Annotated in this window: 27 protein-coding genes; 20 read left to right on the forward strand and 7 right to left on the reverse strand. The window is 64.2% G+C overall.

Annotated elements, in window-relative coordinates:
- Window positions 1-266: 266 nt before the first annotated feature.
- The 4 genes from HSDC_RS16535 (at window position 267) to HSDC_RS16540 (ending at window position 2,092) form a co-directional block, all read left to right on the forward strand.
- The gene (locus HSDC_RS16535; protein WP_073292231.1) at window positions 267-1,424 is read left to right on the forward strand and encodes a Fic family protein; all 1,158 of its coding nucleotides are present in this window, start codon (window positions 267-269) and stop codon (window positions 1,422-1,424) included.
- A 155-nt stretch (window positions 1,425-1,579) separates the two neighbouring features.
- Window positions 1,580-1,702 (forward strand): hypothetical protein, encoded by a 123-nt coding sequence (locus HSDC_RS17055; protein ID WP_280168502.1) that lies wholly within the window; start codon window positions 1,580-1,582, stop codon window positions 1,700-1,702.
- Window positions 1,703-1,782: 80 nt separating this feature from the next.
- Window positions 1,783-1,908, forward strand: a complete 126-nt coding sequence (locus HSDC_RS17060; RefSeq protein ID WP_280168501.1) for a hypothetical protein — start codon at window positions 1,783-1,785, stop codon at window positions 1,906-1,908.
- On the forward strand, window positions 1,898-2,092 hold the full coding sequence (locus tag HSDC_RS16540; RefSeq protein ID WP_073292229.1) for a ribbon-helix-helix domain-containing protein: 195 nt from the start codon (window positions 1,898-1,900) through the stop codon (window positions 2,090-2,092). Before HSDC_RS17060 ends, HSDC_RS16540 begins: the two co-directional genes overlap by 11 nt.
- A 1,232-nt stretch (window positions 2,093-3,324) precedes the next feature.
- On the opposite strand, the gene HSDC_RS14050 is transcribed toward HSDC_RS16540, so the two are convergent.
- Complete coding sequence (locus tag HSDC_RS14050) at window positions 3,325-4,263, reverse strand: LysR family transcriptional regulator (RefSeq protein ID WP_064700576.1); 939 nt, start codon at window positions 4,261-4,263, stop codon at window positions 3,325-3,327.
- A 260-nt stretch (window positions 4,264-4,523) separates the two neighbouring features.
- Here HSDC_RS14050 and rhmD point away from each other — a divergent pair, with 260 nt between their 5' ends.
- The 9 genes from rhmD (at window position 4,524) to HSDC_RS14095 (ending at window position 13,370) form a co-directional block, all read left to right on the forward strand.
- Window positions 4,524-5,708 carry an L-rhamnonate dehydratase gene (gene rhmD, locus HSDC_RS14055; protein WP_064700577.1) on the forward strand — a complete coding sequence of 395 codons (1,185 nt, stop codon included), beginning with the start codon at window positions 4,524-4,526 and terminating at the stop codon, window positions 5,706-5,708.
- A 32-nt stretch (window positions 5,709-5,740) separates the two neighbouring features.
- Entirely contained in the window at window positions 5,741-6,064 is a 324-nt protein-coding gene (rhaM, locus tag HSDC_RS14060) for an L-rhamnose mutarotase (protein ID WP_064700578.1), read from the forward strand.
- Between the two features lie 5 nt (window positions 6,065-6,069).
- The gene (locus HSDC_RS14065) at window positions 6,070-6,969 is read left to right on the forward strand and encodes an amidohydrolase family protein (protein ID WP_064700579.1); all 900 of its coding nucleotides are present in this window, start codon (window positions 6,070-6,072) and stop codon (window positions 6,967-6,969) included.
- Between the two features lie 32 nt (window positions 6,970-7,001).
- Window positions 7,002-7,772, forward strand: coding sequence for an L-rhamnose 1-dehydrogenase Lra1 (gene lra1, locus HSDC_RS14070; protein ID WP_064700580.1), 771 nt, complete (start codon window positions 7,002-7,004; stop codon window positions 7,770-7,772).
- A gap of 9 nt (window positions 7,773-7,781) precedes the next feature.
- Complete coding sequence (locus HSDC_RS14075; RefSeq protein WP_064700581.1) at window positions 7,782-8,579, forward strand: HpcH/HpaI aldolase family protein; 798 nt, start codon at window positions 7,782-7,784, stop codon at window positions 8,577-8,579.
- 60 nt (window positions 8,580-8,639) lie between these two features.
- On the forward strand, window positions 8,640-10,079 hold the full coding sequence (gene aldA / locus HSDC_RS14080; protein ID WP_064700582.1) for an aldehyde dehydrogenase: 1,440 nt from the start codon (window positions 8,640-8,642) through the stop codon (window positions 10,077-10,079).
- A 36-nt stretch (window positions 10,080-10,115) separates the two neighbouring features.
- On the forward strand, window positions 10,116-11,636 hold the full coding sequence (locus tag HSDC_RS14085) for a purine-cytosine permease family protein (protein ID WP_064700583.1): 1,521 nt from the start codon (window positions 10,116-10,118) through the stop codon (window positions 11,634-11,636).
- Window positions 11,637-11,642: 6 nt separating this feature from the next.
- A complete protein-coding gene (locus HSDC_RS14090; protein WP_064700584.1) occupies window positions 11,643-11,843 on the forward strand; it encodes a hypothetical protein in 201 nt (66 codons plus the stop codon).
- A gap of 168 nt (window positions 11,844-12,011) precedes the next feature.
- Entirely contained in the window at window positions 12,012-13,370 is a 1,359-nt protein-coding gene (locus HSDC_RS14095; RefSeq protein ID WP_064700585.1) for a GntP family permease, read from the forward strand.
- A 118-nt stretch (window positions 13,371-13,488) separates the two neighbouring features.
- Here the strand turns inward: HSDC_RS14095 and HSDC_RS14100 are convergent, their stop codons facing one another.
- Window positions 13,489-13,740 (reverse strand): hypothetical protein, encoded by a 252-nt coding sequence (locus HSDC_RS14100; RefSeq protein WP_064700586.1) that lies wholly within the window; start codon window positions 13,738-13,740, stop codon window positions 13,489-13,491.
- Window positions 13,741-13,835: 95 nt separating this feature from the next.
- On the opposite strand from HSDC_RS14100, the gene HSDC_RS14105 reads away from it, so the two are divergent.
- The gene (locus HSDC_RS14105) at window positions 13,836-14,654 is read left to right on the forward strand and encodes an AraC family transcriptional regulator (protein ID WP_064700587.1); all 819 of its coding nucleotides are present in this window, start codon (window positions 13,836-13,838) and stop codon (window positions 14,652-14,654) included.
- Window positions 14,655-14,658: 4 nt separating this feature from the next.
- On the opposite strand, the gene HSDC_RS14110 is transcribed toward HSDC_RS14105, so the two are convergent.
- On the reverse strand, window positions 14,659-14,988 hold the full coding sequence (locus HSDC_RS14110; RefSeq protein ID WP_064700588.1) for a DUF952 domain-containing protein: 330 nt from the start codon (window positions 14,986-14,988) through the stop codon (window positions 14,659-14,661).
- 77 nt (window positions 14,989-15,065) lie between these two features.
- On the opposite strand from HSDC_RS14110, the gene HSDC_RS14115 reads away from it, so the two are divergent.
- From HSDC_RS14115 to HSDC_RS14135, 5 genes are all read left to right on the forward strand, one after another.
- Complete coding sequence (locus HSDC_RS14115; protein ID WP_064700589.1) at window positions 15,066-16,028, forward strand: LysR family transcriptional regulator; 963 nt, start codon at window positions 15,066-15,068, stop codon at window positions 16,026-16,028.
- An 84-nt stretch (window positions 16,029-16,112) separates the two neighbouring features.
- Window positions 16,113-17,156, forward strand: a complete 1,044-nt coding sequence (locus tag HSDC_RS14120; RefSeq protein WP_064700590.1) for a TRAP transporter substrate-binding protein — start codon at window positions 16,113-16,115, stop codon at window positions 17,154-17,156.
- Between the two features lie 54 nt (window positions 17,157-17,210).
- Window positions 17,211-17,702, forward strand: coding sequence for a TRAP transporter small permease (locus HSDC_RS14125; protein WP_064700591.1), 492 nt, complete (start codon window positions 17,211-17,213; stop codon window positions 17,700-17,702).
- Window positions 17,702-18,979, forward strand: a complete 1,278-nt coding sequence (locus tag HSDC_RS14130) for a TRAP transporter large permease (protein ID WP_064700616.1) — start codon at window positions 17,702-17,704, stop codon at window positions 18,977-18,979. The genes HSDC_RS14125 and HSDC_RS14130 overlap by 1 nt, the downstream gene beginning before the upstream one ends.
- A 4-nt stretch (window positions 18,980-18,983) precedes the next feature.
- A complete protein-coding gene (locus HSDC_RS14135; protein ID WP_170862797.1) occupies window positions 18,984-19,748 on the forward strand; it encodes a M15 family metallopeptidase in 765 nt (254 codons plus the stop codon).
- Window positions 19,749-19,770: 22 nt separating this feature from the next.
- Here the strand turns inward: HSDC_RS14135 and HSDC_RS14140 are convergent, their stop codons facing one another.
- Window positions 19,771-21,528, reverse strand: coding sequence for a formate--tetrahydrofolate ligase (locus tag HSDC_RS14140; RefSeq protein WP_064700615.1), 1,758 nt, complete (start codon window positions 21,526-21,528; stop codon window positions 19,771-19,773).
- A 262-nt stretch (window positions 21,529-21,790) separates the two neighbouring features.
- On the opposite strand from HSDC_RS14140, the gene HSDC_RS14145 reads away from it, so the two are divergent.
- Window positions 21,791-22,396: a hypothetical protein gene (locus HSDC_RS14145; protein WP_175473475.1), complete on the forward strand. Its 606-nt coding sequence runs from the start codon at window positions 21,791-21,793 to the stop codon at window positions 22,394-22,396.
- Here HSDC_RS14145 and HSDC_RS14150 read toward each other — a convergent pair.
- From HSDC_RS14150 to HSDC_RS14160, 3 genes are all read right to left on the reverse strand, one after another.
- The gene (locus HSDC_RS14150; RefSeq protein ID WP_064700593.1) at window positions 22,380-24,185 is read right to left on the reverse strand and encodes a TRAP transporter permease; all 1,806 of its coding nucleotides are present in this window, start codon (window positions 24,183-24,185) and stop codon (window positions 22,380-22,382) included. The two genes, HSDC_RS14145 and HSDC_RS14150, sit on opposite strands and share 17 nt — an antisense overlap.
- A 120-nt stretch (window positions 24,186-24,305) precedes the next feature.
- A complete protein-coding gene (locus tag HSDC_RS14155; RefSeq protein ID WP_064700594.1) occupies window positions 24,306-25,256 on the reverse strand; it encodes a TAXI family TRAP transporter solute-binding subunit in 951 nt (316 codons plus the stop codon).
- 161 nt (window positions 25,257-25,417) lie between these two features.
- A complete protein-coding gene (locus tag HSDC_RS14160; RefSeq protein ID WP_064700595.1) occupies window positions 25,418-26,548 on the reverse strand; it encodes a Gfo/Idh/MocA family protein in 1,131 nt (376 codons plus the stop codon).
- Window positions 26,549-26,592 lie beyond the last annotated feature (44 nt).

Raw genomic sequence — 26,592 nt, forward strand, 5'->3', positions numbered from 1 at the left:
CCGGCTGCAAGAGGGCAGATGCCAAGAAAAACGCAAGCCAATGATTTGTATGGCTTTTCAAACGACCCACCTGCAACCATTTAAAACAACGCAAGAAGTTAAACACACCAGATATAGCATGCCTGTACGGCTCTGCGTCTATATCAGGTGCATCGCCCCTCCACCCTGTGGATAACCTGTGATCGAGATAGAGCTTGCTTCAACACCATCGATTGAGTTAAAAAAACATGCCTAAAATTTTAATTTGAGACGGAGGAGTTAAAGGTATGGATGACAGCGACTTCCAACGGGGGGCAACAGGTAGGCTGGTCGAGGTTAGCTTGCCAAGGTCTAAGTATGCTTTTGTTCCTGATCCAATGCCCCGGGATTGGGAGATGCCCACAAGACTCTGGCCGTTACTGGCAGAAGCGAAGGAAGCGATCGCGAGGCTTGATGGCATGGGCAGGTATATGCCCAACCCTGAGCTGCTGCTCCGCCCCCTTCAAAACCGCGAAGCGTTACGCTCATCGAGCATGGAAGGCACCTACGCAACCCCAGAGGAGCTTTTACTGTACGACGCATCACCTGTAGAACCATCATCTGATAAAGATAGAGCCAATGAATGGCGCGAAGTATGGAACTATGGGCGAGCTTTGCTAGCAGGAAAAGCGATACTTGATGCAGGCTATCCGTTATCTCTAGCTTTGCTTAGGACGATGCACGAGGAGCTTTTGTCAGGCGTTAGAGGACAAGACAAATCTCCAGGGGAGTTTAGAAAAGGACTAGTACAAATAGGCCATGATGCAAGATTTGTTCCACCACCTGACATAAGCTTGTCAGATTGCCTTCAAGATTTCGACGATTCCTTAAAGAAAAAAACATCGTACGACTGTTTGATAAAAGCTTTTATGATGCACTATCAATTCGAGACCATACACCCTTTCAAAGATGGCAATGGCCGAGTTGGAAGACTTTTACTATCCTTGCAAATGTATAAAGAGCTTGACCTGGCCAACCCTTGGGTTTATATGTCTGCTTTCTTTGAAAAATATAAAGATGAGTATATTGAATATCTTTATAATGTAAGCACCAAGGGGGATTGGGAGACTTGGCTAGCATTCTGCCTTCGCGGAGTTAAAGAGCAAGCAAACGATAGCCTTTCACGAGTTGATCTGCTCGTTGGGCTGAAAGAAGAATATCAAGAAAAGATCCACAGTCAGTCCCAAGCAAGCGCCAGGCTTGTTCAAATTTCTTCAGATCTATTTGAGAATCCTGTTGTAACAATTCCTGCTATCGCAAGGAGGTATGATGTCTCCTTCCCCACTGCAAAGTCTGATGTAAATCGACTAGTGAAGCTTGAGATTCTGAAAAAACATCCAGAGAGCCAAAAGCCACAGATATTTTTTGCAGATGGAATCATGCGAGCCGCATACGGAGAAGAATAAACTTACTGCTTTCACTATGCCATTTCAGCACTGGCCCACTATCATCACCATACCGTACCTGTGGCTGATCCGGGGGGGGGGGCGTTGCAGCGTCGAGCACATGGCGCGTTCTTCTCCGGCCTTGAGCCAGAAAGCGTCGAAGAGCAAGGCCCCCCGTGTTCAAGCTGGCCGATCTGGCCCAGGCGCTGGACGCCAGCGAGGAGGACTTGCTGGCCCATGCCGAGAAGATGGGCATAGCCGACCAGCTACGCACCACGCCACCCAAGCCACTGCACTGACCCTTGCCCGAACCTTGCCCACCATCGGCCCCAGCAATCGCTGGGGCCGAGTACTTCCCCACTATAAAAGGGGCCTGAGCATGGATGACGCATTGCCAACCATCGACCTCGACACACCGATAGAGCTGGACATGACGCTGCCCGAGATAGACCTGGAGCCGCCGCACATCAACCTTGATGGGGAGGGTGACGACGATGAGCCATAACCCGAGACGCCTGGCCGACCCCATGCGGCTGATCGTCAGCGTGGAGCGCGACGTGGTGGAAGCCGTCGATGCCCTGATGGAGAAAGGCCAGCACCACCGGCACCGCAACCGTGCCGAGTTCGTGCGCCTGGCCATCGAGCGAGAGCTGGCACGGTGCCAGTCTGATGATTTTGATGGTCCCTAAAAGGGCCGTCCGCCGTCGCCCTGGTGTCTGATGATTTTCGGAGCAGTACACGCGGGCGCGTGCGCGAAGGTTTTTCCACAGTCACTACGCGCGTGAGGCAGGGAAGGTTTTTCTGACGTCACAACGCGCGCGGGGCCGGGTAGGCTTTTCCGAAGTCGTTGCGTGCGCGGGGCTGGCTATGGTGGCAGCGTGACTTTCCGTGACCACCTGTCCCGGCCAGCCGATACTAAGGAATGCTCAGGTCGATACCGGTTCGCACCCTGTTTCGCGGAATAGGTTCGCAGAGGTGCGCACCTCTGGGACGCAGCCGGTAGGGTGTTAAGGAATGTTAAGGTCGCCCGGCCATGATCGGCGCCAGCGTGCTAACAAATGCTAACACCTGGACGGACCGGCGCAGCCTTCCCCGGCACTGTTCAGAACAGCGGGAGAACAGCTACAGCCGCCCACCTGGCTGGTGAAAACGTGGGCTGGGAACCTGACAAAACCTGACATCGAGACGACTGCCCCGACCTAATAAAACCTGAAACGCTGGACGCCGACCCTGGATGCGTGAGGCTGGCGCGTGAAACGCTGCGTGAAGCCCCGCACCTGGCGAAAAGGGGAGGATTCCCACCTTTTGCCGGCACCACCCCGACGCCGGGTAGTGCCTGCCGAAAAGGAGAGGATTATCCCCTTTAGCCGGAATCCCGGCCTTTCACCGCCTGCGCACTCTTGCACCGAAGGCACGAAACGACGAAACGCAACGCCAGTCGGACAGAGTGTCTTTAAGAGGCGCTGTCCCAGCCGGTCGAGCTGACCACCTCGACGCTACGATCATAGCAACGCCTGCCAAGTGCGTTCTGGGCACCGGGGCGACGAATGCAACGGCGTTGCCACCTGGACGCGGCACGGACAAACCGGACGGGCCGTGCGACCACTACCAAGCATGAGTGGTCGAGCATCGGCTGGCGCTGCTGGAAGCCAAGTAGGGAAAAGTAGGGATTGGCGGGGGACTCAGAAACGAGGGCAGAAACGTCTCTAAGGGGGCATATTTAGGGGCACAACAGAAAAATCAAATAATGAACAACCAGCAATATCAGAAACATGACGCCGCTTTTAGTTGGACGCCGCCTCCACCACTACCAGAAGAAAGCCACCTCTCACGGGTGGCTTTTTTTCGTATGTGGCGCTGACTGCCAATGACGTGTCATCGCTCTCGCCGGGGATCGCGTGCTGGACACACTCCCCACCACTCAATGCCCGGCGATGCTGCGCAGGATGGTGCACAGGTGGCGAACGGGCTCGCTGAGTGCCTCGTTCTTGCGCGTCAGGATGCCGAACGGGGAGAGCGTCTTGCCGACCGAGATCGGCAGCGCCTTGATCAACCCGATGGCGAGATAGTCGCGCAACACCGACTCGGGCATCACCAGCACGCCGTCGCTGCGCTTGACCAGCTGCAAGGCTGCGAAGATCGAGCCGCACTCGATGATGTCGCGCGGCGACATCAGGCCCGCCAGCTCGAACTCCTTCTCCAGAACCTGTCGCGCCGGGCTCTCCAGCGGCTGCAGTATCCAGGGCCAGGCTTCCAGCAATGTTGCCAGCGACAGTGTTGCCTCATCGGCCAGAGGATGGTCGTGACGCACCACGGCCAGCATCGTCTCGTTGCCCAGCGACTCGAAGTCGAACTGGTTATGCTGAAGCGCAGTCACATAGCGAGCGATGGCGATATCGATCTTGTTCTGGGCCAGCAGTTCCACGAGCTGGTCACTGGTCTCGCCCAGCAGTCGCACCTGCAGCAGCGGACGTTGACGCTTCATCTCGATCACCGCCTCCGCCACCAGATCGGGCGCCGCTCCCATGATGGCTCCCAATACCAATTGTCCCTGGTCGCCCAGTTGATGCCGATGCAGTGACTCGGCGCAGCGGTTCAAGCGGTTCAGGGCACCATGGGCGAATTCGATCAGCACCTCGCCCAGGCGCGTCGGCTGTACACCGCGCGTGGTGCGCTCGAAGAGCCGGCATTCGAAGGTCGCCTCGATTTCACGCAGCATGCGCGTCGCCGCCGGTTGCGACATGTTCAGGACCCTTGCCACCTGATGCAGGTTGCGGTGCTCGTCGAGCAAGGCAATCAGCAACAAGTGCTTGTAACGCAGCCGGTTGAGCAGCGCTGCGTGACGCATCGACTCCGACATGACACCTCTCTTTATTCCTGTCATTCAGGTCCACGATAACGGGAAGCTATTTCGTCACGACCCATTCGACATTGGTCTAATTCAGCTCTACCCCTCCAATTTCAGGGACTCCTCGAAGAGCCCATGAAGCCTCGCTTCGACGACAACTGATAATGAAAAGGTATCACAAGGGGCCGCCTCTGCATTGGTCAGGCGTCGCTATCGCGCGTATCTATTTCCCCCACACCTTTTCATTTGTCATTCATTGGAAGGACAGCATCATGCCGATGCCCACCATCAAGCACATCCGCGCCTATACGGTGCGCGGCGGCGGCGCCGATTACCACGACCAGGGCGACGGCCACTGGATCGATGGCCAGATATCGACCCCGATGAGCAAGTACCCCGAGTACCGCATGACGCGCAAGAGCTTCGGGCTGAACGTGCTCGGTACCCTGGTCGTCGAGGTCGAGGCAAGCGACGGCACCACCGGCTTCGCGGTGACCACCGCCGGCGAGATCGGCGCCTTCATCGTCGAGAAGCACCTGGCACGCTTCATCGAGGGCCAGCGCGTCACCGACATCGAGCGCATCTGGGACCAGATGTTCAATGCCACCCTCTTCTACGGTCGCAAGGGCGTGGTGCTCAACACCATCTCCGGCGTCGACCTCGCGCTCTGGGACCTGCTGGGCAAGATCCGCCAGGAGCCGGTCCACGCCATGCTCGGCGGCCCGGTACGTGACGAGCTGACCTTCTACGCGACCGGCGCACGCCCCGACCTGGCCAAGCAGATGGGGTTCATCGGCGGCAAGATGCCGCTCAAGCACGGGCCGGCCGAAGGCGATGCCGGGCTCGAGAAGAACCTCGCCCAGCTCGCCGACATGCGAGAGCGCGTCGGCAACGATTTCTGGCTGATGTTCGACTGCTGGATGAGCCTCGACGTCAACTACGCCACGCGCCTCGCCCAGGGAGCCCGCGAGTTCGACCTCAAGTGGATCGAAGAGGCCCTGCCACCCGACGACTACTGGGGCTACGCCGAACTCAAGCGCAACGTCCCGACCGGCATGCTGGTCAACACCGGCGAACACGAGGCGACCCGATGGGGCTTTCGCATGCTGATGGAGATGGAGTGCTGCGATGTCATCCAACCCGACGTCGGCTGGTGCGGGGGCATCACCGAGCTGATCAAGATCTCGGCGCTGGCCGATGCCCACAACAAGCTGGTGGTGCCGCACGGCTCCTCGGTCTACAGCTACCACTTCGTCGTCACGCGCCACAACAGCCCGTTCGCCGAGTTCCTGATGATGGCTCCCGAGGCCGATGAAGTGGTGCCGATGTTCAACCCGCTGCTGCTCGACGAGCCGGTACCGGAAAACGGTCGCATGCGTGCCTCCCGGCTCGATGCCCCCGGTTTCGGCGTACGCCTGAATCCCGAGAACCAGCTGGCACGTCCCTACGAGCACTGAGTTCGACGAGCATCGACCAAGAGAGGAACGACATGCCGATCCGCGCCCTTCGCATGACGCTGCACCCCGGCCAGGAGGCCGAGTATCGGCGACGTCACGACGCCATCTGGCCGGAGCTGGTCACGGCACTGCGCGAAGCGGGCATCGAGGAATATCGCATCTTCCTCGACCCCGAATCGCGCCACCTCTTCGCCATCATGACGCTGGCCGACGATCATCGTGTCGACGACCTGCCGTCACTGCCGGTGATGCAGCGCTGGTGGCATGCCATGGCCGATATCATGGACACCGAGCCAGATGCCTCGCCGCAGAGCGTGGCGCTGGATGAAGTGTTCACGCTGCTTCCCGAGGAATGACGACCATGCAAGTGATCGATGCCCATGTGCATTTCTGGCAACTCGATCAGGGCAACCAACCCTGGCTCGAGCAACCGTCTCCCAACCTGCTCGGCGACTACAGCCCCATGGCCCACGATGTAGGCCCGGCCGAGCTGCGGCGCCAACGTGGCGATATCGAGCTGCTCGGCGCCGTGCACATCGAGGCCGATGCCGTCGACCCGGTCCAGGAGACGCAGTGGCTGGCAACGCTCGACGACGATGGCCAACCACCGTTGCCTTCGGCGCTGGTCGTCGGCGCCGATCTCTCGTCCCCTGAGGCCACGCGAACGCTCGAGGCGCAACTCGAGCACAGCGAGAAGGTGCGCGGCGTACGCCAGATCCTCAACGTGCACGAGGACCCGCTGTTCGACTACGTGGGGCGGCATTACATGAGCGAGCCGGCCTGGCGCGACAACTTTCGCCTGCTGGCACGCCACGACCTCTCGTTCGACCTGCAGATCTATCCCTCCCAGATGACACAGGCCGCGGCCCTGGCGGCGGAACATCCCGATACCCAGTTTCTGCTCAATCATGCGGGCATGTATGTCGATCGCCAGGGTGTCGAGGGATGGCGCGTCTGGCGCGATGGCCTGCGCAAGCTGGCCGCACGGGACAACGTCGCCATCAAGCTGAGTGGTTTCGGCATGCTCGACCATCACTGGACGGTCGGCAGCATCCGGCCACTGATTCTCGAGGCAATCGATGCCTTCGGCGTGGAGCGCAGCCTGTTTGCCTCCAACTTCCCGGTGGATGGGCTCTACGCCCGCTACACCGACACCTGGCATGCCTATGCCGAGATCGTCGCCGATGCCTCGCCCGACGAACGACGGGCGCTCTTCGTCGACAACGCCCGACGCCTGTATCGCCTCGCGCGCCACGCATGACATCGACGAATCCCCGACCCCTGGAGTCCCTCATGCTTCTCAACGACAAGACCGTCATCATCACCGGCGCCTCGCGCGGCATCGGCCGCGCCGCTGCCCTCGAGTGCGCCCGTCAGGGCGCCAATCTGGTCATCGGTTACAGCGGCAGCGACAGCAGCCGCCCCCTAGTCGACGAGCTGATCGGCGAGATCCGCTCGCTCGGACGCGCTGCCACCTCAGTGGGCGCCCCCGCCGGCGATCCGGATACCGGCGACAAGCTGGTCGACGCCGCCGTCGAGCACTTCGGCAGTGTCGACGTTTTCGTCAACAACGCCGGCATCTGCCCGTTCCACAGCTTTCTGGACATGCCTCGGGAAACCTACCTGGAAACCGTCAACACCAACCTCAACGGCGCCTACTTCGCCGTGCAGGCCGCCGCCAATCGCATGAAGGAACAAGGCTACGGCGGCGCGATCATCGCGGTGAGCTCAATCAGTGCCCTGGTCGGCGGCGCCATGCAGACCCACTACACGCCGACCAAGGCCGGGCTGCTCTCGCTGATGCAATCCTGCGCCGTCGCCCTCGGCCCCTACGGCATCCGCTGCAACGCCCTGCTGCCAGGCACCATCGAGACCGACATCAACAAGGACGACCTGGCCGACCAGGACAAGCGCGACTACATGATCGGCCGCACACCGCTGGGCCGCCTTGGGCGTCCGGAAGACATGGCCGGCCCGATCGCCTTCCTCGCCTCCGACATGGCGGCCTATGTCACCGGCGCCTCGCTGCTGGTCGACGGCGGCATGTTCGTCAACCTGCAGTAGGAGCCCGGCATGCAACTTCCGCGCAATCCCTTCAAGCACGCCCTCAACGGCCAGACACGCTATGGCTGCTGGGCCGGTTTCGGCACCGCCTACGCCGCCGAGATCCTCGCCACCACCGGCTTCGATTGGCTGCTGATCGATGGCGAGCACGCACCCAACCCCGTGCCGGCCGTACTCGGCCAGCTCCAGGCCATGGCGCCCTATGACAGCGCCCCGGTGGTACGCGCCGTCAATCACGACCCATCCCTGATCAAGCGCCTGCTCGACATCGGCGCCCAGACCCTGATGGTGCCGATGGTGGATACCGCCGAACAGGCCGAAGCCCTGGTGCGTGCCACGCGCTTCCCGCCGCAGGGCATCCGCGGCGTGGGCGGCGGCCTGACTCGCGCGACGCGCTGGGATGCCGTACCCGACTACATCGAGACCGCTCACCAGGAGCTGTGCCTGATCGTCCAGGTCGAGTCACCGCAGGGTATCGACAATGTCGAGGCCATTGCCGCCGTGGAAGGCGTCGATGCCGTCTTCATCGGCCCCGCCGACCTCTCCACCGGAGTCGGCCATATCGGCAACCCCGGCCATCCCGACGTGCAGGCGATGATCCGCCGCGCCTTCGATGCCGCCCAGGCGGCCGGCAAGGCCACCGGCATCCTCGCGCCCGCCGAGCCGGACGCCCGGCGCTATGCCGAGTGGGGCTTCGACTTCATCGCCGTGGGCATCGACATCAGTCTGCTGCGCCAGGCCGCCCTGCAGACCATGGAACGCTACAAGCCCGGCGCTTCCCGGGCGACACCTTCCGACACGTACTGAACCGCAACGCCAACGACACACGCGACAACGGCATAACACCACAACGAGAGGAGTCGATTCATGGCCAGCGATATCCAGACCCACCAGAACTACATCAACGGAGCCTTCGTCCCCGCCCGCGAGCACCTCGAGGTACGCAACCCAGCCAACGGGCAGTTGCTCTCGCGGGCGCCGGAATCCTCAGCGGACAACGTCGAACGCGCCCTGGACGCCGCCCGCGCCGCCCAGAAACCTTGGTCACGCCTGCCCGCCGTGGAGCGCGCCGCCTACCTGCAGCGCCTTGCCGACGAAATACGCCGCGAGGCCAAGTCACTGGCGCGGATCATCACCGAAGAACAGGGCAAGGTCTCCGGCCTGGCCGAAGTGGAGGTCAACTTCACCGCGGATTACCTTGACTACATGGCCGGCTGGGCACGACGCATCGAAGGCGAGATCATCGAGAGCGACCGCCCCGGCGAGAACATCTTCCTGTTCCGCAAGCCGCTGGGCGTGGTCGCCGGCATCCTGCCGTGGAACTTCCCCTTCTTTCTGATCGCTCGCAAGATGGCCCCGGCACTGGTCACCGGCAACACCGTGGTGATCAAGCCCAGCGAGGAGACGCCCAACAACTGCTTCGCCTTCACGCGCCTGCTCGACCGGATCGGCCTTCCCGAGGGCGTGTTCAACGTGGTCAGCGGCAGCGGCGCCAGTACCGGCAACGCCCTGACGGCGAGTTCGCGGGTCGACATGATCAGCTTCACCGGCAGCGTCGAGACCGGCTCGCGCATCATGCGCGGCGCCGCCGACAACATCACCAAGCTCAACCTGGAACTGGGCGGCAAGGCGCCGGCCATCGTCCTCGACGACGCCGACATCGACCTGGCCGTGCGATCGATTCGCGCCTCCCGAATCATCAATACCGGCCAGGTGTGCAACTGTGCCGAGCGCATCTACGTGCAACGCGGCGTGGCCGACGCGTTCACCGACAAGCTCGCTCGCGCCATGGCCGAGACCACCTACGGTGATCCCCTAGCACAACCGGATGTCGAGATGGGACCACTGATCAACCAGCAAGGGCTGAACAAGGTGGCCGCCATGGTCGAACGCGCCTGTCGGGACGGCGCCGAGACGATCACCGGCGGGCAAGTCGCCGACCTCGGCCAGGGCTTCCACTACCAGCCCACGGTGCTCGCCGGCTGCCACAGCGACATGGAAATCATGCGACAGGAAATCTTCGGCCCGGTACTGCCGATCCAGATCGTCGACGACCTCGATGAGGCAATCCAGTTCGCCAACGACTCCGATTACGGCCTGACCTCCTCGGTCTATACCCGCGACCTCGCCCGCGCCATGCACGCCTGTCGCGAGATCTACTACGGCGAGACCTACATCAACCGCGAAAACTTCGAGGCGATGCAGGGCTTCCATGCCGGCACCCGCAAGTCGGGCATCGGGGGCGCCGATGGCAAGCACGGTCTCTACGAATATACCCATAGCCACGTGGTCTATCTCGAAACCTGAGCCCCGACACCCCAACAACAACAGGAGGGACTCGCCATGGGCACGACATCCCATGAGACACAAGCCACCTCGGCCCCGCGCAGCGAGTACGAGCGCCAGCCTGTCCCCGACGAGGCGCGACTGGGATTCAAGAACTTTCTTGGCATGTATGCCGGCGAACACACCGCCGGCACCGAGCTGATGATCGGCCCTCTGTTCGTCCTGGCGGGCGTGTCGGCCTTCGACGTGGTGGTCGGCCTGCTGGTCGGCAATGCCCTGGCGGTATTGAGCTGGCTTTTCCTCACGGCTCCCATCGGGACCCGGGCACGGCTGACGCTCTACTATCATCTGGAGAAGATTGCCGGACGCTACACCGTCATCCTCTACAACCTGGCCAATGGCCTGGCGTTCTGCTTTCTCGCCGGCGCCATGATCACCGTCTCCGCCACCGCCGTGGGCGTCTGGTTCGGCTTTCCGTTGCCCACCCTGGCGGACATGACACCGAACAGCATCGGCTGGGTACTCAGCGTGCTGGGCGTCGGCCTCATGATCACCCTCGTGGCGGCCTACGGCTACCGCTTCGTGTCCTGGTTCGCCAACATCGCCGCTCCCTGGATGGTCTTGATCTTCCTCGGCTTCGGTATCGTCTCGTTGAAGTGGTTCATCGATGCCACAGGGACGAGCGTCGCCTCCACCGGCGACCTGTGGCAACTGGCCGAGACGGCGATCTGGACCGGCGTGCACGTGCCCGGACAGCCGGACTTCACTATCTGGCACGTCATCTTCTTCGCCTGGTTTGCCAACATGGCCATGCACATCGGCATGTCCGATCTGTCGGTACTGCGCTTTGCGCGCAAGAGCTGGTACAGCATCGCCTCGGCGGCGGGGATGTATGTCGGTCACTTCATGGCCTGGCTGGCAGCCTCCATGCTGTTCGCCTTCCAGATGTACGATGCCGGCCTGGGCAGCGAGGCCGCCGTGATCGCCGCCGCCGAAGCCGGTCGGATACCGGATCCGCTCCCTGGCCCCCTGGCCGATCAGGCACTGGGCGTGGCGGGGCTGATCTGCGTGATCATCGCCGGCTGGACCACCGCCAACCCGACCATCTACCGCGCCGGACTCGCCTTCCAGGCCGTCATCCCGCGGGTCTCGCGCTTCCATGTCACGATCGGCACGGGACTGCTGACCACCTTCGTGGCGATGTTCCCCGGCGTGGCGATGCAGCTGCTGGGGTTCGTCGCCCTGTACGGCCTGCTGCTGATGCCGATCGGCGCGGTGATCGTCATCGACTACTGGGTTCTTCCGCGGCTCGGCATGCAGCGCTTCTACGCCGAGTACGCCGGGCATCGAATGACCATGCCGGCCCTGGGCACCTGGCTGATCACCCTGGCGATCTGCCTGGTGCTGGTGCGCTTCGCCGACATCGAGATCTTCTTCGTGGCCCTGCCCGGCTGGTTCATCGCCGCGACCCTGTTCATCGGCCTGAGCTTCCTGGCTCAGCGGCGACAGGCAACTCATGTCGCCATGACCACGACGGCCGCCCCGAACGGCTCGGCCACCACCGCAACGAGGGAGTGACTCGCCATGCGCACGATTCTCCAGACCCTCTCGATCTCGATGCTCGTCCTGACGGTACTGCTGCCGAGCCTGTACCTGTTCGATGCCTTGGGCGAGGTCGCGATGAAATGGGCGCTGCTGTTCGTCACGCTCGTCTGGTTTGCCGTCACGCCTCTCTGGATGGGGCGCCAGCCTCCAGCAAACCGACACGAGCATCGCAGCCGATGAACTACTGCCCGGCGCGCCTGGCTCGGCCCCGATAGCTCGCCTCGGGGCCGCCCTCATGCCGGCCCGAGCCCTACTCGCTCACGTTTTCCACCACGACATGACGACCGGGCTCACCCGGTCGCCATGGGCAGACTCGTACCGACAACAACCTCTTCGAGAGTTCACGCCATGGAAATTCTGCATCTCACGATTGCCATATCGCTCATTCTGCTCCTGATCCTCTACGCCAAGCTGAACCCTGCCATCAGCCTGATCATCGGCAGCCTCTACCTCGGCCTCGCCATGGGGCTCGGCATGACCGACACCGTGGATGCCATCAGCGGCGGTTTCGGCGACATTATGGCCGGCATCGGCCTGCCCATCGGCTTTGGCGTCATCATCGGCCAATTGATGAGCGACTCCGGGGCCGCCCACAAGATCGCCCACACTCTGGTGAAGAGCGCTCCGCGCGGTGCGGGGCTCTATGCCCTGGGGCTGACCGGTTTCCTGCTCTCGATCCCGGTCTTCTTCGACGTGACCTTCGTGATCCTGGTGCCACTGGGCGTGGCGCTGGCCAAGACTCTCGGCAAACCCCTGCCCTATGCCGTCGGTGCCCTGGTCATCGGGGCCGCCACCTCGCACACCATCGTGCCACCGACCCCCAATCCGCTGGCGGCGGCCACCATCCTCGACTTCGATATCGGCGTCATGACCTTCGCCGGCCTGGGCGTCGGCCTGATCACCGCGCTGGTGGTGATGAAGCTCTACTTTTTGATCCTCGACCGAGGCATCTGGAACGCCCGCACGGACGAGCTGAACGTCGCCACGGTCGGCGGAGGCGAGACGACGGCACCGGTCGATTTCGATCGGATTCCGCTCTGGCAGGCCCTGCTGCCGATCGCGCTGCCGATCCTGCTGATCCTGAGCGGCACCCTCTATGATTATTGCCAGCAACTGGGTCTGCTGGCCGGCGACACGCTGCCCGCCTTCGTGGCCTTCATCAGCGACCGCATCGTCGCCCTGATGGCCGGCGCCCTGGCCGCCTATGCGGTGGCCTCGCGCAGCATGAACCGTGACGAACGCGACACCGCCGCCGCCACTGGCCTGCAGACCGCCGGCATGGTCCTGCTGGTCACCGGTGCCGGCGGTTCGCTGGGCAGCGTGATCGAGGCCACCCAGATCGGCCAGACGCTGGTCGACAGCGTCTTCCGCGAGACCCAGTCGGGGCTCGGCATGATCCTGCTCACCTATGGCCTGGCAGCGATCTTCCGTATCGCCCAGGGCTCGGGCACTGTCGCCGGCATCACCGCCATGACGATCATGGCCGGAGCGGCTTCCACCGGTGTGGTCGACCCGATCTGGATCGCCCTGGCAGCCCTGTCGGGCGGCATCAGCATCGGTCACGTCAACGACAGCGGCTTCTGGATCACGACACAGCTCGCCGGCTTCAGCGTGCGAGGCGGATTCAAGACCTACACGCTCGGCGAGGCCATGGTCTCCCTGATGATTCTCGCGTTGACGCTGGTGGGCGCCGCCATCTGGGGGTGATGCCGAGCGTCACGGTTTCCACATCGAGGTGAGGCGACGAGTGCACCGGTCGCCCGCCTCACGTCAGTGGCGCACGGCTCACACCCCCATCATGCGATCCTGGCCGCGTGCAGTGGGCTCAGCCGGCGTCGAGGCGTCTCTGCAGGGCAGGGTCGCGAACGGCCAGCACCTCGAACAGCCCGAGGGCTCGCAGTGCGGGAAGCGCCGCCAGAATGTCGCGTTCCGCTGTCGCGCGCTCATCGGGAGACGTCGTCGGATCGCTCCAGCACTTGGCATTGGCCAGGAAGGCCGCGACGCTGCCCTTGCGGATGACGGTGCCGCTCTTCTCGATCTGATGCGTATCGTCGGGGAGAATGTCTTCGGCTCGCATTGTCGTTCCTCCTGTTGTGGAGAGATCACCGTACTTGAACCCAGGCGGCCTTGTTGCGTTATATAAGCCAACATATAGCGCTTTGGTGCCAACTCATGCCGACTCCGCTGATTCCTCCCGACCTGGCGGCCTCCCCCGATGGTCCCTCGGTCATCGCCGTCATGCTGCGCTCGGACGCGCTGCGGGTGACGCAGCGCCACCGCCACGCGCGCGGCCAATTGCTCGGCGCCTCGAACGGTCTGGTGTCGGTCGAGACCGATCGGGGGCAATGGGTCGTGCCGGCCACTCACGCCGTCTGGGTACCGCCCGCTATCATGCACGGCCTGAGATCACATGGGCCCTTCGCCGGATGGAGCGCCTACGTGACGCCTGCGTCCTGCACCGCCCTGCCGGACCGGCCCTGCATTCTCCCCGTCTCGGGCCTGCTCCGTGAGGTAGTGGCACGCTTGGCACAGGTCTCGGATAACGTGCTGACGGCGGCGCAGCAGAGACTGGCCGACGTGCTCCTGGATGAAATCGGCACGGCGCCTCACGATGCGCTGGGGCTGTCGATGCCCACGGATCCACGCGTGCGGAAGGTGGCAAGCGCCTTGTCGGAATGTCCCGACGATTCCCGACGTCTCGAGGAATGGGCCGCCTGGGCCGGTATCGCCCCGCGCACGCTGTCGCGACGCTTCGTCAAGGAGACGGGCTTCACCCTGACCGAGTGGCGCCAGCGAGTGCGGCTGCTGCGCGCGATGGAGCTGCTGGCGGCAGGAGACTCGGTAACACGAGTGGCGCTGGAACTGGGCTACGACAATACCAGCGCCTTCATCGCCCTGTTCCGGCGGCAGTTCGGAACCACGCCAGGGCAGTTTGCCTCGACCGGCCGCTTGCCATCTGCCGGCCGGGCCGACAGGGCAGGGCACCCTTGATGCGTCAGCGTTCCAGCCACTCCGCCTCGACGCGACGGACCGTCACCACCGCCTCGGTCGGCAGGGCCTCGATACGCGCCAGTGGCCTTGGCCAGGGTTCCTCGTCGGTCGGCTCGCGCCACTCGATATGCTCGGCGAAGCCGCTCGGGTCCACTTCGAGTATCAACGGCCGCTCGTCCTTGGCGAAATAGCGGCGTGCCGTATAGGCCACGGCCGCGGCGACATTCAGGTGCACGCCGTCGGCCCGGTGGTCATTGCCACAACGCGACACCATGCCGGAACGACATGCCGCTTCCCAGGTCGCCTCCGGTAACACGCGATACAATGGCTCCATACCCGCCTCCCTGACCCATAGTGCTCGCCTTGAGCGTAGCGGGTGGCGCCACCATCCACCAGGTGACTGGAGTTCCCATGCTCAACCAGCGCGCCCTGGCCTATCTCAGCGAAGTGATTCGCCGCGGCTCTCTGCGCGGTGCGGCCACGCATCTGCATGTGGATGTCTCGGCCATCAGCCGGCGGATCAAGCTGCTCGAGGAGACGCTCGACGTCGCCCTGCTCGAACGGCATGCCGGCGGCGTCAAGCCCACCGAGGCGGGACGCCTGCTGGTCGATCATCATCACGCCCAGCGCAGCGCCGAGGACGCCGTGATCTCCCAGCTGCGAGCCCTGCAGCAACTGGTCAGCGGCCAGGTACGCATCGCGGTGGGCGAGGGCTTCATCGCCGACTTGATCGACGCGCCATTGCAGACCTTCATGACCGCCTACCCGGGCATCGACATCGCCGTGGAAATGGCCGGCGTCAACGAGGCCATGGCACTGGTCAAGGCCCGCGAGGTGGATCTCGCCCTCCTCTATGCGCCGCCCATCGATCCCCAGCTGCATTGCCATGTGGAGACCCGCCAACCTCTGGACCTGATCGTGCCGACGGGGCACCCGCTGGCCGATCGCACCACACCGGTCTCGTTGCACGAGTTCGCCGACTGGCCCCTGGCCCTGATGGACAATCCTTTCGGCATGCGCCAGATGGTCAACGCCGTGGCTCACCAGGAGCGCCTTCACCTGCACGCCCGGCTGCACACCAACTCGGTGGCGGTGCTGAAGAACTTCGTGCGCTCGGGCATCGGCGTGACCTTCATGCCGGAGTTGACCGTGGCCGAGGAGATCCAGCAGGGCGACATCGCCGTGTTGCCGCTGGCCCATCGGGTACTGAACGATGCCCGGGCACAGATCGTCAGCCGCACTGATCGCGAGTTGACCGTGGCCGGTCGCGCCTGCCTGAACCACTTGAGACACGGCATGCGCTTCTTCCAGGACGACGCCCCCAGGCTACGGCAACAGCGTTGCCATAAAAGCAACACTCATGGGTTTGAATAGTCAACGAGACAACGCCTAGTCTCATTCCATGCCGGTCGTTCACCGACACGCGCCATCCCAACAACAACCCCGCTGGAGAATCCCATGGCTGTCTTCCGCCCCACGTCCTTTCGCCTCACATCGCTCATCGCTGCCTGCCTGTTAGGCACCGCTGCCCTGAGCGGTGGCGCCCAGGCCGCCACCACCGTCAATCTCGGCTACAACGGCGCCCCGGACCCCGAGAAGAACGCGGTCCATGTCTTCGCCACCGATCTCAAGAAGCGGGTCGAGGAGAAGACCGATGGCGAGATCGAGATCAAGCTCTACCCGAACAGCATGCTCGGCGAAGAACAGGAGCGCATGGAACAGGTCATGAGCTCGCCCGGACTCAACATCGCCTCCTTCGCCGGCATGTCGCCGGTCGTGCCCGAGATCTACGCCAGCGCCATTCCCTTCCTGTTCGACGACTTCGACGACGCTCGCCAGTTCTTCGATGAAGGCGAATACTGGCAGGCGGTGGAGAACGACCTGCGCGAGCGGGCCGGCCTGGAGCTCCTGGCGGTGGTCGAGGAAGGCGGCTTTCTGGCCTTCACCAACGACAAGCGTCCCATCGCCTCGCCGGATGACTTCGAGGGCCTGCGCTTCCGCGCCATGGACCCGAGCCAGGTAGCGCTCTACGAGGCCTTCGGGGCATCCGGCACGCCAATTCCCTGGACCGAGGTCTACATGGCCTTGAAGACCGGCGTGGCCGACGGTCAGATGAACCCGCCGATGTACATCATCCTCGGCAGCCTCTATGAAGTGCAGGATTACCTGACCCTGGCCAACATCCAGTATTCGGACCAGTTCCTGGTCGGCAACGCCACCATGATCGATGGCTGGGACAAGGAAATGCGCAGCGCCTTCCAGGAAGCCGTGGCCGAGGCGAATCAGATGGCCCGTGACCACAACGAGGCCAGGGTGGATGAGCGCATCGCCTACCTGGAAGAACAAGGCATGGAGATCATTCGCCCCGACGAGGAACAACTGGCCGCCTTCCGCGAGCAGGGGCAACCGGCCTACCTCGACTGGCTCGAGCAGCAGGACATCGCGCCTCGCTACATCGACATGGCCCTAGAGGACGCTGGCCTGGAGCCGCAAGGCGAATAACCCCTCACCCCGGCCCGGGCGTGCATCGCTCGGGCCTGCTTCACGGAATCCACCATGCGCTCTCACCTCTCCCGACTGCCGGACCTGACCCGGCGGGCCGCCCTGACGCTGGCCGGCACCCTGCTGTTCATCGACCTGCTGGCCATGCTGTATGGCGTCGCCATGCGCTACCTGGCCGGCGGCGCTCCGATCTGGACCGATGAACTGGCCCGTTATCTGATCATCGGCGGCGTCATGCTGGCAGCCGGTGCGGTCTGGGTCGAAGGCGGCCACATGCGCGTGGCGCTCATCGAGCGTCTACTGCCGCGCCCTCTGTGTCGCCTGCTCAACCTCTATCAATGGCTGCTGACCCTGACACTGGCCGTAGCCGGCGCGATCTTCAGCTATCGCTACGCGCAGTCGGTATCGATGTTCACCAGCCAGGGGCTCGGCATCAGCCGTACCATCCCGGTGATGGCCCTGCCGACCGGTTTCGCCCTGCTCGCCTGGCAGGCCCTGTGGCATGGGCCGGCGCCACTGCCGACGCTGGAGGAATCGTCCTCATGATGACCTTGACCATGTTCGCGGTCTTCCTGACGCAAGTGCTGCTCGGCCTGCCCCTGTTCATCGCGCTGCTGGCCACCGCCGTGGTCGGCTTCCTGTTCGTCGACCCGGCGATGATCCCGCGCATGATGCCCCAGCAGTTCTTCGGCGGTATCAACGCCTTTTCGTTGATGGCCATTCCGCTGTTCATCCTCGCCGGCAACCTGATGAACGCCAGCCGCCTCACCGACCGTCTGATGGGGCTGGCCCGACTCCTGGTCGGCCACCTGCGCGGCGGCATGGGCCACGTCAACGTGGTCTCCAGCGTGTTCTTCGCCGGCGTCAACGGCTCGGCGGTAGCCGACACCTCGGCCCTGGGCTCGCTGCTGGTGCCTCCGATGCGCAAGGAAGGGTATTCCACTGCCTTCGCCGCCGGCCTCACGGCTGGCAGCTCGCTGATCGGACCGATCATTCCTCCCAGCATCTTCATGATTCTCTACGCCTCGCTGACCAATACGTCGGTCGGCGACCTTTTCCTGGCTGGCGTGATTCCCGGCCTGTTGCTGGGCGCCGCCTTCATGGCCATGAACGCCTGGTATGCCCGACGACGCGGGCTCGAGAAGCGCGGCAGCTGGCCCGGCAGTGCCGAACTGGGACGCGCCGCCCTGGGCGCCCTGCCGGCCCTGATCGCGCCTTTCATCATCGTCGCCGGCATTGTCATGGGCCTGGTCACGCCCACCGAGTCCGGTGCGCTGACCGCGCTCTACGTGGCGCTCTACGGCCTGGCAATGGGCAACCTTGGCCCTCGCGACTTCTGGCGTGCCATCGTCGACACCACACGCCTGACCGCCGCCATCTTCATCATCATGGCCGCTTCGGCCACGGTCAGCTGGTTGCTTTCCTACGCCCAGGTTCCTAGCCAGTTCGTCGAACTGCTGACGCCCTACATCGAGCAGCCAGTGGTGATCCTGGTGCTGCTCAGCGCCATCACCTTCATCACCGGCATGTTCATGGAAGAGGTTTCCGCCCTGATGCTGCTCACCCCCATCTTCGCACCGGTGGCGATGATGGCGGGCATCGATCCCGTGCATCTGGGCATCATCATCACCCTCAACATCACCATCGCCCTGATCACGCCGCCCATGGGAGCCTGCGTGTTCGTGGCAGCGGCGGTCAGCCGACTGGAGATCACCGCCCTGTTCCGCACCATCTGGCCCTTCGTGGTCACCGCCTTGCTGGTGCTGGCGGCCCTGATCCTGTTCCCTTCGCTCACCCTGTGGCTCCCGACGACTCTTGGATGACCCGATGACCCGATCCGATCCCGACATCCCCCACGCCGACACGCCGATTCCCCATCGCGCCGAGCCCGACTGGGCAGCAGTCAGCCAAGTGTCGATCGACGGCAGCGACGAACCCCTGGTGCCCATGAGCCTGGCGCCGCCGCCGGTCAAGGTCTTTCCGGCCTACGCGCGCATGGGCATCCCCGGCGCCGTCAACGAATGCTATGTCCGCGAAGGGGTCTACCGCCGTCTTCTCGCGGTGGCTCGCACCCTGCCCGAAGGGTTGAGCCTGCTGGTGCTGGACGGATGGCGACCCTGGCGGGTCCAGCAGTACCTGTTCGAGACCCTGCAGGCCACGATCCAGGCCAATCATCCCGAGCTCGACGAGCAGGAGTTGCTGGGGCGTACTCGCGAATTCGTCGCCCAGCCCAGCACCGAGCCGACAGCGCCCAGCCCGCACCTGACCGGTGGCGCCGTGGACGTAACCCTGTGCGATACCGACGGCCTGCCGCTGGACATGGGCACGCTGTTCGACGAGGCCGTTCCGGCGTCGCATGCCGATGCGCTGGAAGACGATCCAGGGCGCGACGGCGCCAGGCGCCAGGCCCGGGACAACCGGCGCCTGCTCTATCACGCCATGCATGCCGAGGGCTTCACCAACCTGCCCAGCGAATGGTGGCATTTCGATCTCGGCGACCAGCTATGGGCCCACTATAGTGGCCACGCCAGCGCGCGTTATGGCCCAGCGCAACTGGACACCATCGAAAGCCGCTGGCGACGTCAGCTCTGATACGGCATCGGAACGGACGGCGTCAGGAAAGTCCCTCGATCTCGCCGTCCTCGTCCAATCGCATGTCGACGCTCGCCGGGTGGCGTGGCATGCCCGGCATGCGCATCATCGCCCCGCACACCACCACCACGAAGCCAGCCCCGGCGGCCAGCTCGACCTCGCGGATCGGCAGCACGTGCCCCACCACCATGCCTTGCGCCCCGGGGTCGGCGGTGAAGCTGTACTGGGTCTTGGCGATGCACACCGGCAAGTGGCCGTATCCCAACGCCTCGTACTCTTCGAGCTGACGCTGCGCCCGTTCCTCCAGATGAATATCCGCGGCACCGTAGAGCCGGGTCGCGATGGCCCTCACCTTGTCCACCAGGCCGGCGTCGTCGGCATAGGTCAGCGTCGGCTCAGGGGCCGGGGCATCGAGCAGGGCTGCCACTCGCTCGGCCAGCGCCTCGCTGCCGGCAGAGCCGTCCCGCCAGTGACTGCTCACCGCCATCTCCACGCCCAGCTGATCGCAGGCCTCGCGCAGCACGGCGTGTTCCTCGGCCGAATCCTGATCGAACTGATTGACCGCCACCATCAACGGCACGCCGAAACCACGCAGGTTCTCGACATGACGTGCCAGGTTGGCCGCGCCACGGCGCACCGCCTCAGGGTCGGGCTGGCCCAGCGCCTCCCGGGTCACGCCGCCGTGCATCTTGAGAGCGCGCAGGGTGGCGACGACCACCACCGCATCGGGCCTCAGGCCGGCCTGGCGACACTTGATGTTGAAGAACTTCTCGGCGCCCAGGTCAGCGCCGAACCCGGCCTCGGTGACCACCACGTCGGCCAGGGCCAGCGCCGAACGGGTGGCCATCACCGAATTGCAGCCATGCGCAATGTTGGCGAAAGGGCCTCCGTGAACGAAGGCCGGTGTATGTTCGAGGGTCTGTACCAGGTTGGGGGCCAGCGCCTGCTTGAGCAGCGCTGCCATGGCGCCTTCAGCCTTGAGATCCCGAGCCATGACCGGCTCCCCGTCGCGGGTCCGCGCTACCACGATCTTGCCGAGGCGTCGCTGTAGATCGGCCAGATCCCGGGCCAGGCAGAGGATTGCCATGATCTCGGAGGCGGCGGTGATGTCGAAGCCGTCGCTGCGCGGCACGCCCTGGCCGCCGAGGCCGACGGTCAGATGGCGCAGCGCCCGGTCGTTCATGTCCATCGTCCGCTTCCAAGTGATGCGCTCGGGATCGAGGTTCAGCGCGTTGTCCCAGTGAAGGTGATTGTCGATCAGCGCGGCCAGCAGGTTATGAGCGGTGGTGATGGCGTGGAAGTCGCCGGTGAAGTGCAGGTTGATGTCCTCCATGGGAATCACCTGCGAGCGGCCGCCGCCGGCAGCGCCGCCCTTCATGCCGAAACAGGGGCCCAGCGAGGGCTCGCGCAGACAGATGGCGGCGCGATGGCCGAGCCGGCTCAGGCCATCGCCCAGCCCCACGGTGGTGGTGGTCTTGCCTTCCCCGGCGGGCGTCGGAGTAATGGCGGTGACCAGTACCAGCTTGCCCGGTGAACGATCGGCCAGTTCATCGGTGAAGGCGAGAGGCAACTTGGCCTTGTCGTGACCGAAAGGCAGAAGCTGGGAGGGTTCGATGCCAAGCCGCGCCGCCACCTCGGTGATGGGACGCGGCGTCACCGCCCGGGCGATGGTGATATCCGGCGAGCCGGGAGGTGGCCAGGTCGGACCGGGCGGCACCTCCAGCGACAGGGACTCCTGAGCCAAGGGCTCCTCGTTGCGCCACGGCATGTAATCGGTCATCTCGCCCCCTTGCGAGGCGCCACCCGGTGGCGCCGTCATCCTGAGCCCGAGCTTTCCATGCAGCGTGGAACGCCTCGACCGAACACAGCGTTCCCATTGCGACGCCAACGTTGCCGAAACGGACATGATCCTGCCCCGACGACATGACAGGCCGGCTGACCCAGCCATCCGCACTGATGATTCTCTGGAGTCGGGGATCGACCACGGCGAGTTATACTGGTAGTCATCAAGACGGCACCACGACACCGATAGCAAGAGTTCCATGATGCGATTCGCCACCCTCGGCCCCGACGACAGCAACCACGCCTTGATCCTGCGTCGCTACCTCGCGGAGCGCGGCCTGGAGCGCGCATCGATCACGCTGGTCGACGCCTTCCCCTCGGCCTTCGAGTCCCTGGTGGCCCGGCGGCTCGACTATGTGCTGCAGGTCACGGCCCACCCTGCTCACGCCGACTGCGTGGGCCGCTACATGCACCGCGCCTTTCCGGTCGACAGCTTCATCGCCGCCAGTCGACCGCTGGCCATCGTCGCGCGCCGGGATCGCCCCCGCCCGTGTTCGCTGGCATTACAGCCTGCGACTCGGCACTACACCGATCTTGCCGACTGGCCGGAACAGCGCGAGATGCCGACCATCGTGGCCGTGGCCGAGGCGGTGCTCGACGGCGAGGTGGATGCCGGCCTCATGGCCGAGGAAATGGTCGAGCGCCATGCCGACAGACTGCGCCTGATCAGGTCGCTGGGCGCCGCCCTGGACACCTGGGTGCTGTTCGGCCACCGCCCGCTCGACCGAGGCCCCATGCTATGGCCCGAGGCCCCGATCACCGAGCGTTTTCGAAACGCCTGCCAAGCGCCTAGCCCAGGAAGATGACCGCCAGGCCGGCAACCACCAGCACGAGGCGCCAGACGGGCGAACGTCGCGCGATCAGCCCATAGGAGATCGCCAGCAGCCCCACCCCGACCAGGCCGGTCTCGGCCAGCGCTCGCCAGGGCGTATCCGCCAGGTGAATGATGTCGGGCCTTGCGACCATCGCCAGCGGAATCAGGTACAGCCCGACCCCCAGCGACATCGCGCGCAGGGCGACCTTGATCCAGCTTTCGCCGGCCATGCCGGCAGCGATGAAGACCCCGCCACAGACCGGTGGCGTAATGGTCGAGAGCAAGGCATACCAGAACACGAACAGGTGGGCGAGCAAGGGCGGCAATCCCAACTCGGTCAATGCCGGCCCGGCCACCGACACGCAGATCACATAGGCGGCGGTGGTGGGCACCTCCATGCCCAGCACCAGGCATGCCAGGGCGGTGAGCAGCAGCGCCGGCCACAGGGCGCCTCCGGACAGCGAGAGGATTGCCGAGGTGACCTTGACGCCGAGCCCGGTCATCGCCAGCACTCCGATGACCAGCGACGCACAGATGATGATCGCACCGATGGTCGCCACCTGGCGCCCGGCGAGCACCATGGCCTCGGCCAGTCGCGTGAACAGGCCACGCCATGACGGCACCAGGCGTGAATCCAGCCACAGCAGCGCCGCCCCGACGAAGATCGCCAGGCTGGCGGCATACTGGGGCGTGTTGCCGGCATGGAAGATCCGCTCGAGCAGCACCGCAAAAGGCACGGCGAAGAACAGCCCCGTCATCCACACCTCGCGCAAGGCAGGCCGGTCCTCGTCCGCCACCGGGCGAAGGTCATGGCGCGTGGCATAGGCGTTGATGCCCATCCACACCGTGGCGAAATAGAGCAGCGCCGGCAGCATGGCGGCAGCCATGATGTCGGTATAGGGCGTGCCGGTGAGTTCCACCATCACGAAGGCGCCGGCCCCCATCAACGGCGGCATGATCTGCCCACCCGAGGACGCCACCGCCTCGACGGCGGCAGCCAGCGCCCGCGGATAGCCCAGGCGCGTCATGGACGGGATGGTGATCGCCCCGGTGGAGGCCACATTGGCCGACGCCGACCCCGAGATGGACCCCATCAATGCCGAGGACACCACCGAGACCTTGGCTCCGCCACCCGTCAAGCGGCCGGCAACCAGGCCCGCCAGGTTCATGAAACCCTTGCCGGCCTCGCCGGCATTGAGGACCGCCCCGAAGATCACGAAGATCGCCACCACCCCGACGCTGACGCCGGTCAGCTTGCCCCAGAGGCCCCCCTCGGCAATGGTCAGCGAACCAACCAGGCTAGCCGCCGGTAGCCCCGGATGCCCGAACTCCCCTGGCACGTACTGGCCGAAGAAGGCATAGAGCAGGGCCACCGCCGCCACCAGCGGCAATGGCCAGCCGATGGCCCGACGCGCAGCCTCCAGGGCCAGTACAATCAGAAAGCCCCCGATGACCATCTGCAACGGCGTATCGATGAAACCGTACTGCCCGGACAGGGCCTGCTCGTTGACGGCGATCCAGACACAGGCCGCCACGCCGAGCAGGGTCAGCGCCCAACCGCTCCAGCGCTGCCAGGGCGTGCGCGCGGCGAACACCAGCACCCAGGGCAGGATCAACGCCATGTGCAGCGGACGACTCACCAGCGCCGGAGTCAGCCCATAGAAGATCAGGCCGAGGTGGAAGACAACCGAGAGCACGCCCAGCCCGACCCAGGGAAGACGGACACCGGGAATACCGGACGCTGCCGCCTCGGCGGCATGAGATGAAGAGGTGGAAGACATGAGGCGTTCACGACAAGGGATCAATGAGCAGGATGGAACGCGAAGTGCACGGGGCCGCGCCGGCATTCATGCAGCGTTCCCAGAAACGCTGCATGAACCGGGCTCGAGCAAGCACCACGCTCAGGGAACCTCGATACCGGCTTCCTCATAGTAACGCCGTGCACCGGGATGCAACTCACCCCGCATGTTGGCGAGCATCGAGGGCGACACGCTGCGCCACCAGGGCGAGCTCTCGGCCATGGCCTCGCGTCGTTCCCAGAACGTCTTCGTCAGGGTATAGGCGGTGTCGTCGTCCATGCCGGTGGTCGTGTAGGCGGCCACCGGCAGCGATGTCGTCATCACCGGTTCGTCGATGCCCGCGTAGGTGCCGGCCGGAATCTCCTGCGGCGTCGCGCCGGTCTCGGCGATCTGTTCTTCGGTCATCGACACCAGTCCCACCGGCATGCTGGCTGCGGTCTCGATCACATTGGGCGCGGGGAAGGAACCGGCCGTGGCGAAGGCGTCGATCTGGCCGTTCTTGAGCGCGTCCGGCGCACTGCCCACATCGGCATCGTCGACCTCGACCTCATCGGTGAGACCGAACAGCTCGAGATAGCGCGCAGCCTCACGGGCCCCGAAGGAACCCTGACCAATCAGCAGGTGCTTGCCCGCCAGCTCCTCCAGACGCAGGGTGTCCTGCTCCCCGGCCACCACCAAGTGCATGGTCAGCGAAGGGATCGGGAAGAGCCCACGGATCTCCTGGAAGCGCGGATGCCGACGCTCGGCAAAGGGCCCCTCACCGGCCACCGCCTTGGCCGCCAGCGGCGGCGGCGTGGTGAACACATAGTTGCCCTGGCGAGCCATCACCTCCATGACATTCTGGACCGATCCCTGGCTCTCCTCCAGGGTCAGGGTCATGGCACCATCGGTGCCAGCCTTGATGGCCTCGGACAGTTCCACGCCCATCTGATAGTAGGCCGTGCCGGCGGAGGCAGACTTGTAGGTGATGCGCGTGTCGGCCGACGCCGTCAGGGAAGCGGCGCCCAGCCAGAGGGCGGCGAGCGCCGCGAGAAACCGCGGAAAGTGACGCATGAATGTCTCCAGCTACATGTCGGGTACCGGGCCAGTACCTCGTTGTTGGTCGCCCGTAGCCTACTACCGCCACGGGCGCTGGATAGCCCGCTCGCCAGCATATTCGACATGGCGCAAGGACGCCATGCGGCCGCTGCCCTCGAGTTGTGTCTGAAAAGTGCCTAGCCGGAAACGGATACCCAACTGCCCTCGAGATGTGAGCGCTCGATGGCCTCGATCAGGCGATTGACCCGTGCCGCTTCCCGAAAATTCGGGTAGAGGGGCCTGTCGCCCACGATGCCTTCCACCAGGTCGCGAATCTCGATGATCTTCTGGTCGTTGTAGCCCAGACCATGACCCGGAGCGGGACTGAAGGCCGCGTAATCCGGGTGCTCGGGACCGATCAGCAGTGTGCTGAAACCGCGACGTCCTTCGGGCCCCGCGTGTTTATAGAGCTGCAGCTCACTCATGCGCTCCTGGTCGAAGACGATCGAGCCCCTGGTACCGGTAAGGGTATAGGCCAACCCCATCTTGCGCCCGGTAGCCACCCGCGATGTTTCCATGTTGCCGATCAGGCCACCATCGAAGCGTAACAGCGCCTGGGCCTGGTCATCGTTCTCGACTTTCGCCATACCACCGCCCCCGCCGGGCAACGCTCGCTGGGGGATCACCGTCTGCAGTTGGCCACATACCTCGCCGATGCGTTGACCGGTGAGATATTCCGCCATGTTGAGGATATGTGAGCCCAGATCCCCCAGGGCACCAGCCCCGGCGGTGGCACGCCGGGTGTGCCAGTCATGGGGCTTGGCCGGATCGGCCAGGTAATCCTCGTTGTGGCGGCCCCGGAAGTGCACCAGTTCGCCGATCTCACCGCTCTGCACGATTTCTCGCGCCAGTTGAGTGGCCGAATTGCGGATATAGTTGAAGCCCACCAGTGTCTTCACATCGGCCGCCTCGGCAGCCTCGACCATCGCCTGGGCATCGACAACGGAAAGTGCCAGCGGCTTTTCGGCGTAGACATGCTTGCCCGCAGCGATGGCGGCCAAGGCCATCTCCTTGTGCAGAAAATTGGGTGCACAGATATCCACTACATCCACATCCGGATCCTGCACCAGTGCCGTCCAGTCGCCAGTGGAACGAGCGAACCCCAGTTCCCGCGCCTTGCGGGCAGCCTGTTCGTCATCGACCTCGGCAAGTAGGTCGCAGACCGGAAAGGCTGGCAGGGAAAAGACGGTAGGCGCCGCTTTCAGCGCAATAGCATGGGCCTTACCCATGAAGCCGGTGCCGATCAAGCCGAACTTGAGGTCTGCCATTCTGTCGTCCTCACATGACATGGCAACATCGGACGTCTCGGCCC

Source organism: Halomonas caseinilytica (assembly GCF_001662285.1).
Taxonomy (GTDB): Bacteria; Pseudomonadota; Gammaproteobacteria; order Pseudomonadales; family Halomonadaceae; genus Halomonas; species Halomonas caseinilytica.